7 protein-coding genes are annotated in these 6,269 nt (G+C 68.4%); 4 read left to right on the top strand and 3 right to left on the bottom strand.

Annotated features, from left to right (window positions below; translation table 11 throughout):
* The 3 genes from ASD47_RS26725 to rhmD form a co-directional block, all read right to left on the bottom strand.
* Positions 1–173, bottom strand: a 173-nt coding sequence (locus ASD47_RS26725; protein ID WP_156402315.1) for an SDR family NAD(P)-dependent oxidoreductase, incomplete at its 3' end; no start/stop codon positions are given.
* Positions 170–1,033: a fumarylacetoacetate hydrolase family protein gene (locus tag ASD47_RS18500; RefSeq protein ID WP_056759693.1), complete on the bottom strand. Its 864-nt coding sequence runs from the start codon at positions 1,031–1,033 to the stop codon at positions 170–172. The genes ASD47_RS18500 and ASD47_RS26725, both read right to left, overlap by 4 nt.
* Before the next feature lie 21 nt (positions 1,034–1,054).
* Entirely contained in the window at positions 1,055–2,233 is a 1,179-nt protein-coding gene (gene rhmD, locus ASD47_RS18495) for an L-rhamnonate dehydratase (protein ID WP_056759691.1), read from the bottom strand.
* Between the two features lie 263 nt (positions 2,234–2,496).
* Between rhmD and ASD47_RS18490 the strand changes: the two genes are divergently transcribed.
* The 4 genes from ASD47_RS18490 to ASD47_RS18475 are packed head-to-tail and all read left to right on the top strand — an operon-like array spanning position 2,497 to position 6,086.
* Positions 2,497–3,297, top strand: coding sequence for an IclR family transcriptional regulator (locus ASD47_RS18490; protein ID WP_230983926.1), 801 nt, complete (start codon positions 2,497–2,499; stop codon positions 3,295–3,297).
* A gap of 32 nt (positions 3,298–3,329) precedes the next feature.
* Positions 3,330–4,091: an SDR family NAD(P)-dependent oxidoreductase gene (locus tag ASD47_RS18485; protein ID WP_056759683.1), complete on the top strand. Its 762-nt coding sequence runs from the start codon at positions 3,330–3,332 to the stop codon at positions 4,089–4,091.
* A 4-nt stretch (positions 4,092–4,095) separates the two neighbouring features.
* On the top strand, positions 4,096–5,238 hold the full coding sequence (lldD, locus tag ASD47_RS18480) for an FMN-dependent L-lactate dehydrogenase LldD (RefSeq protein WP_056759681.1): 1,143 nt from the start codon (positions 4,096–4,098) through the stop codon (positions 5,236–5,238).
* Positions 5,235–6,086 (top strand): rhamnogalacturonan acetylesterase, encoded by an 852-nt coding sequence (locus ASD47_RS18475; protein WP_056759679.1) that lies wholly within the window; start codon positions 5,235–5,237, stop codon positions 6,084–6,086. Before lldD ends, ASD47_RS18475 begins: the two co-directional genes overlap by 4 nt.
* Positions 6,087–6,269: the final 183 nt, after the last annotated feature.

The raw sequence follows: 6,269 nt of genomic DNA, 5'->3' as shown, positions 1-6,269 counted from the left end.
ACCTCGGCGGCGGCGGCCTTCAGGCCCTCGGCGTCCAGGTCCCAGAGCGAGACCTGGCCGCCCTCGGCGACGATCCGCGCGGCCACGGCCTTGCCCAGGCCCGAGGCTCCGCCGGTGACCACCGCCGTGCGGCCGGAGAAGCGGCCAAGATAGGAATTGGCGTAGGCGCTCACGCGACGCCTTCCTTGGTCCAGGCAATCACCGTCTGGCGCTGGGCGCCGAGCTTCTCGATGCCCAGCTCCATCACGTCACCGGCCTTTAGGAAGATCTTCTCGGGCTTCTGGCCCTCGCCGACGCCGGGCGGCGTGCCCGTCGTGAGAATGTCGCCCGGCTCCAGGGTGACGAAGCGGCTCATATAGGCGATCAGTTCGGCGACGCCGAAGATCATGGTCTTGGTGTTGCCGGTCTGCATACGCTTGCCGTTCAGGTCCAGCCACATGTCCAGGTCCTGGCAGTCGCCGACCTCGTCCGAGGTGACCAGCCACGGGCCGACCGGACCGAAGGTGTCGCAGCCCTTGCCCTTGTCCCACTGCGAGCCCAGCTCCTTCTGGAAGGCGCGCTCGGAGACGTCGTTCACCAGCACGTAGCCGGCGACGTAGTCCAGGGCCTGCGCCTGCTCGACATAGCGGGCGCGCTTGCCGATCACCACGCCCAGCTCGACCTCCCAGTCACCCTTCAGGGCGTCCTTGGGCAGCATCACGTCGTCGTTCGGGCCGTTCAGGCACGAGGTCGCCTTGGTGAAGAAGATCGGCTCGGGCGGCGGCTCCAGGCCGGCCTCCTTGGCGTGGTCGGCGAAGTTCAGGCCGATGGCCAGGAACTTGCCGACGCTGCCCACCGGCACGCCGTAGCGGGGCGAGCCCTCGACCACCGGCAGGGTGGCCGGGTCGATAGCGGCCAGCTTGGCCAGGCCCTCGGGCGACAGCGCCGCGCCGGTGATGTCGGCCACGTGGCCCGACAGGTCGCGGATCTGGCCCTCGGCGTCGAGGAGACCGGGCTTTTCGGCGCCGCGCGGGCCGTAACGCAGGAGTTTCATGGCTCTAGTCTTTCGGGAGGATCAGCGGGCGTAAGGCCGGTGCAGACCGACCTCGCGATTGAGTTCGACGCCGAAGCCGGGGGCGTCGGAGAGTTTCAGCTTGCCGTTCACCGGCACGGGCTCGCCGATCAGCTGCGGGTGGAACATCGGCACCACCTCGTCGGCCTTGGGGGCCATCATCAGGAACTCGGCGAACGGGCTGTTATGGCGGGTGACCACGAAGTGGTAGCTGTAGACGCTCGACCCGTGCGGGATGCACAGCACGCCGCGGCTGTCGGCGAGGTTGGAGATCTTGACCAGTTCGGTCATGCCGCCGCACCAGCCGACGTCGGGCTGGATGATGTCGCAGCACTCCATCTCCAGCAGCATGCGGAAGCCCCAGCGGGTGGCCTCGTGCTCGCCGGTGGTGACCAGCATGCCCTTGGGGGCGTTCTTCTTCAGGTCGCGATAGCCCCAGTAGTCGTCGGGGCTCAGGGCTTCCTCGATCCATTTCAGGCCATACTCATGGGCCTTGTGGGCCAGCTTGGTGGCGTAGTTCAGGTCCAGCGCCATCCAGCAGTCGAACATCAGCCAGAAGTCCTCGCCCGTGCGCTCGCGCATGGTGGCCAGTTCTTCGAGGTTCTTGCGCAGGCCTTCCTCGCCCTCGGCCGGGCCGTGGTGCAGGGGCATCTTGCCGCCGATGAAGCCCATCTTCTGGGCCAGGTCGGGCCGCGCGCCGGTGGCGTAGAAGGTCAGCTCGTCGCGGACCTTGCCGCCCAGCAGGTGATAGACCGGCTCGCCGCGCAGCTTGCCCAGCAGGTCCCACAGCGCCAGGTCGACGCCGGACAGGGCGTTCACCACCAGGCCCTTGCGGCCGTAATACTGGGTGGAGAAGTACATCTGATCCCAGATCTTCTCGATCTCGGTGGGATCGCGGCCTTCGAGGAAGCGGGCCAGGTGCTTTTCGACGATGTAGGCGGCGGGCTCGCCGCCGGTGGTCACCGCGAAGCCGACCGTGCCGTCGGCGGCCTCGATCTCGACGACCAGGGTGCCCAGCACGTTGATGCCGAAGCTCTGGCGGCTCTGGCGGTATTCCGGATAGCGCGACATCGGCGTGGCGATGTGGTCGTCGATCCAGTGACCTTCACCCTGGTCGTGATAGTCGGCTCCGCCGCCGCGCACGACATAGGCTCGAACTTGCCGGATAAGGGGAAACGGCATGGGAAAAACCAGCTCCAGCCCAAGCACTTCCTGAAAGGAAGCGATCAACTTAAAGGAAGAGGAGGGCGTATCGTGAGGCAAAGGCCTTCGACATGCTTGGCGAGACCTTCAAAGGTCGCGCCTACCTCCCCGGGACGTCGTATGACACGGTGGCGCGCCCTGACTTTCGGAGACCGGATCGTCGCCTTCGCCGCTTGCGCTAGGTACCATATTGTGAGAGAGAGTGCTACAAAATGAAACGTGACGCGTCAAGGGGAGCCTCAGTGGCAGCCAAGGAAGACAGTTCCGGAGCCAAGGCGCCCAGCGGCAGCCAGACGCTGTTTCGGGGCCTGGACCTGCTCGACGTGGTCGCGGACTCGGGCACCATCGGCCTGCCCGCCCTGGCCCAGCGCCTGGGCCTGACCCGCAGCACGACTCACCGCCTGGCCACGGCCCTGGTCGAGCGCCGGCTGCTGGCCCAGACCCCGCGCGAAGGCTACAGCCTGGGCTCCAAGTTGCTGGAGCTGGGCTACCTGGCCGGCCAGCAGATGGACCTGCCGCGCCTGGCCCGCCCGCACCTGGAGAAGCTGTGGGAAGAGCTGGAGGACACCGTCCACCTGGGGGTGCTGGAAGACGACCGCGCCCACTATCTGGACAAGCTGACTGGCCGCCGCCGGATCAACATCAGCTCGCGCGTCGGCGACCGTCAGCCGATCCGCTCGACCGGCCTGGGCAAGGCCCTGGTGCTGGACGACACCGAGGAACGCTGGCGCGAACTCTATCGCAAGGAAGGCCCGCGCTCGGAGCACGGCCCCGACGAAGAGCAGTGGATCGCCTGGATGAAGGACTACGCCAAGCGCGGCGTGGCCTTCGACCTTGAGGAGAACGAGGACCGCATCCGCTGCGTGGCCGCCCCGATCCGCGGGCCCAGCGGCCAGATCGTCGCGGCGATCAGCGTCTCGGGCGCGGCGCAATACATGGACGACGACCGCATGTCGACGCTGACCGACGACGTGCGCAACTGCGCCAACGCCATCAGCGTCGAGCTGGGATGGAACGAGAAGCGGACGTCCGCCAAGCGATAGGCGGTCTGTCCAAGCGTGAGAGTGGAGGAACGATGCTTCTGAAGGACAAGGTGGTGCTGGTGACCGGCGCCTCGCAGGGGATCGGCAAGGCCGCCGCCATCGGCTGCGCCCGGCACGGCGCCGACGTGGCGATCAACTACCACTCCGACGAGGCCGGTGCGGCCGACGCCGTCGCCCAGATCGAGGCCCTGGGCCGCCGCGCCATCGCCGTCAAGGGCGACGTGGCCCAGGTCGAGACGGCGACGTCCTTCGTACAGGCCGCCGTCGAGGCGTTCGGCAAGGTGGACGTCTTCGTCAACAACGCCGGCATCTGCCCGTTCCACGCCTTCCTCGACATGCCGCCCGAGGTCATGGAGCGGACCATGAAGGTCAACCTGTTCGGCGCCTATTACATGGTGCAGGCCGCGGCCAACCAGATGGTCAAGCAGGGCCAGGGCGGGGCGATCATCGCCGTCAGCTCGATCAGCGCCCTGGTCGGCGGCGGCATGCAGACCCACTACACCCCGACCAAGGCCGGCGTGCACAGCCTGATGCAGTCGACGGCCATTGCGCTCGGCAAGTACGGCATCCGCTGCAACTCGGTGCTGCCGGGCACCATCGAGACGGCGATCAACAAGGAAGACCTGGCCGACGTGGCCAAGCGCGAATACATGGCCGGCCGCATTCCGCTGGGTCGCCTGGGCGAGCCCGACGACCTGGCCGGACCGATCGTCTTCCTGGCCTCGGACCTGGCCAAGTACGTGACCGGGGCGGCCCTGCTGGTCGACGGCGGCGCCTTCGTGAACCTGCAGTAGCGCCGTGATCGTCTCCTCCACCACCGACTTCCGCGAGGCGGCGCGGCGCAAGCTGCCGCGCTTCCTGTTCGACTATATCGACGGCGGCGCCTATGCCGAGCGGACCCTGGCTCGCAACGTCTCGGACCTAGCCGACCTGTCCCTGCGCCAGCGGGTGCTGAAGGACGTCTCGCAGGTCGATCTGTCGACCACCCTGTTCGGCCATTACCAGGCCCTGCCGGTCGCCCTGGCGCCGGTAGGGCTGACGGGCATGTACGCCCGCCGCGGCGAGTGCCAGGCGGCCAAGGCCGCGGCCGCCAAGGGCGTGCCGTTCTGCCTGTCGACCGTCTCGGTCTGCGACTTGGCCGAGGTGTCCAAGGCCAGCCCCGCGCCGATCTGGTTCCAGCTCTACGTGCTGCGCGACCGGGCCTTCATGCGCGACCTGCTGGCTAAGGCCGCCGACGCCGGGGCCACGGCCCTGGTGTTCACCGTCGACATGCCGGTGCCCGGCGCCCGCTACCGCGACGCCCATTCGGGCATGAGCGGTCCCAACGCCGCGGCGCGGCGCCTGGTGCAGGCGGTGTTCAAGCCGTCGTGGGCCTGGGACGTCGGCGTCATGGGCCGACCCCACACCCTGGGCAATGTCGCCCCGGTGCTGGGCGCCAATTCCGGCCTCGAGGACTTCATGGGCTGGCTGGGGGCCAATTTCGATCCCTCGATCCAGTGGAAGGATCTGGACTGGATCCGTGACCAATGGAAGGGCCCGCTGATCATCAAGGGCGTGCTGGATCCCGAGGACGCCAAGGCCGCCGCCGACATCGGCGCCGACGGCATCGTGGTCTCCAACCACGGCGGCCGGCAACTGGACGGGGTCCTGTCCTCGGCCCGCGCCCTGCCCGACATCGCCGAGGCGGTGGGTGATCGCCTGACCGTGCTGGCCGACAGCGGCGTGCGCTCGGGTCTGGACGTTGTGCGGATGCTGGCCCTGGGCGCCAAGGGCGTGCTGCTGGGCCGGGCCTTCATCTACGCCCTGGCCGCGCGGGGCGGGCCGGGGGTCAGCCAGCTGCTGGACCTGATCGAGAAGGAGATGCGGGTGGCCATGGCCCTGACCGGTGTCAACAGCCTGGGCGAGATCGACCGCTCCATCCTGGCCAAGGTCGACCGGTGAGCGTCGCCGCGTTGGTCCTGGCCGCCGCCCTGGCGCTGGCCCAGGCCGCGCCCTCGGCGCCAGGCGCGCCCAGGCCCGATCTGACCGACGTGCCGCCGCCCGCGCCGATGGCCGCGCCGCTCGCCCGCATCCTGATCGCCAGCGACTCCACCGCCGCCAACTACGGGCCTTCCGCCTATCCGCAGATGGGCTGGGGCATGGTGCTGAAGTGCTCGCTGGATCCCCGCGTCGAGGTGGTGAACCTGGCGCGCGGCGGTCGCTCGACCAAGACCTTTATCGAAGAGGGGCTGTGGACGGGCCTGCTCGACAAGCTGAAGCCGGGCGACACCGTGCTGATCCAGTTCGGCCACAACGACGCCGATCGGGTGAAGATCGTCCGCTTCACCGACCCCAAGGGCGCCTATACCGACAACCTGACCCGCTTCGTCGCCGACGTGCGGGCCAAGGGCGGCCAGCCGGTGCTGATGACGCCGATCGCCAAGCACGTCTTCCTCGGCGACCGGGTTCAGGAGACCCACGGCGCCTACGCCCAGGCGGTCCGTGACGTGGCCAGGGCCACGGGCGCGCCGCTGATCGACCTGGACGTTGACATGATGGGCGCCCAGCAGGCGCGGGGCGAGGCCGGGTCGCGCGGCTTCTATCTGATCTACACGCCGCAGGACGGCGTCGCCCGCTATCCGAACGGCAACACCGACACCACCCACATCAACGAGGGCGGGGCGCGCTTGGCCGCCTCGCTGGTGGCTGGCCGCCTGGCGTTCTTGAAGCTGCCCGTCTCCACCTATGTCCATCCGGCCTCGACCGGCGACCAGCCGATCCTCGGCGGTCCGCGCTGCCCGGGGCGGTAGGGCCCCTCCGTTCGACCCGCTCATCCCGGCGAACGGCAAAAGAAAAGCGGAGCGCCTTGCGGCGCCCCGCTGGCCCGGATGGGGGGAAGAACGGGCGAGTCGTGTGTGAGGAAGAATGGACAGAAGTCCAAGACCTACGCCTGACATTCCACAATGTGGAATATCATTCGATATAATGAGAAT

Origin of the sequence: Caulobacter sp. Root1472 (assembly GCF_001426985.1) — a bacterium.
GTDB classification, from domain to species: Bacteria; Pseudomonadota; Alphaproteobacteria; order Caulobacterales; family Caulobacteraceae; genus Caulobacter; species Caulobacter rhizosphaerae.
The sequence above is the reverse complement of the archived record's forward strand: the minus strand, read 5'-3'. Positions and strand labels throughout refer to the sequence as shown.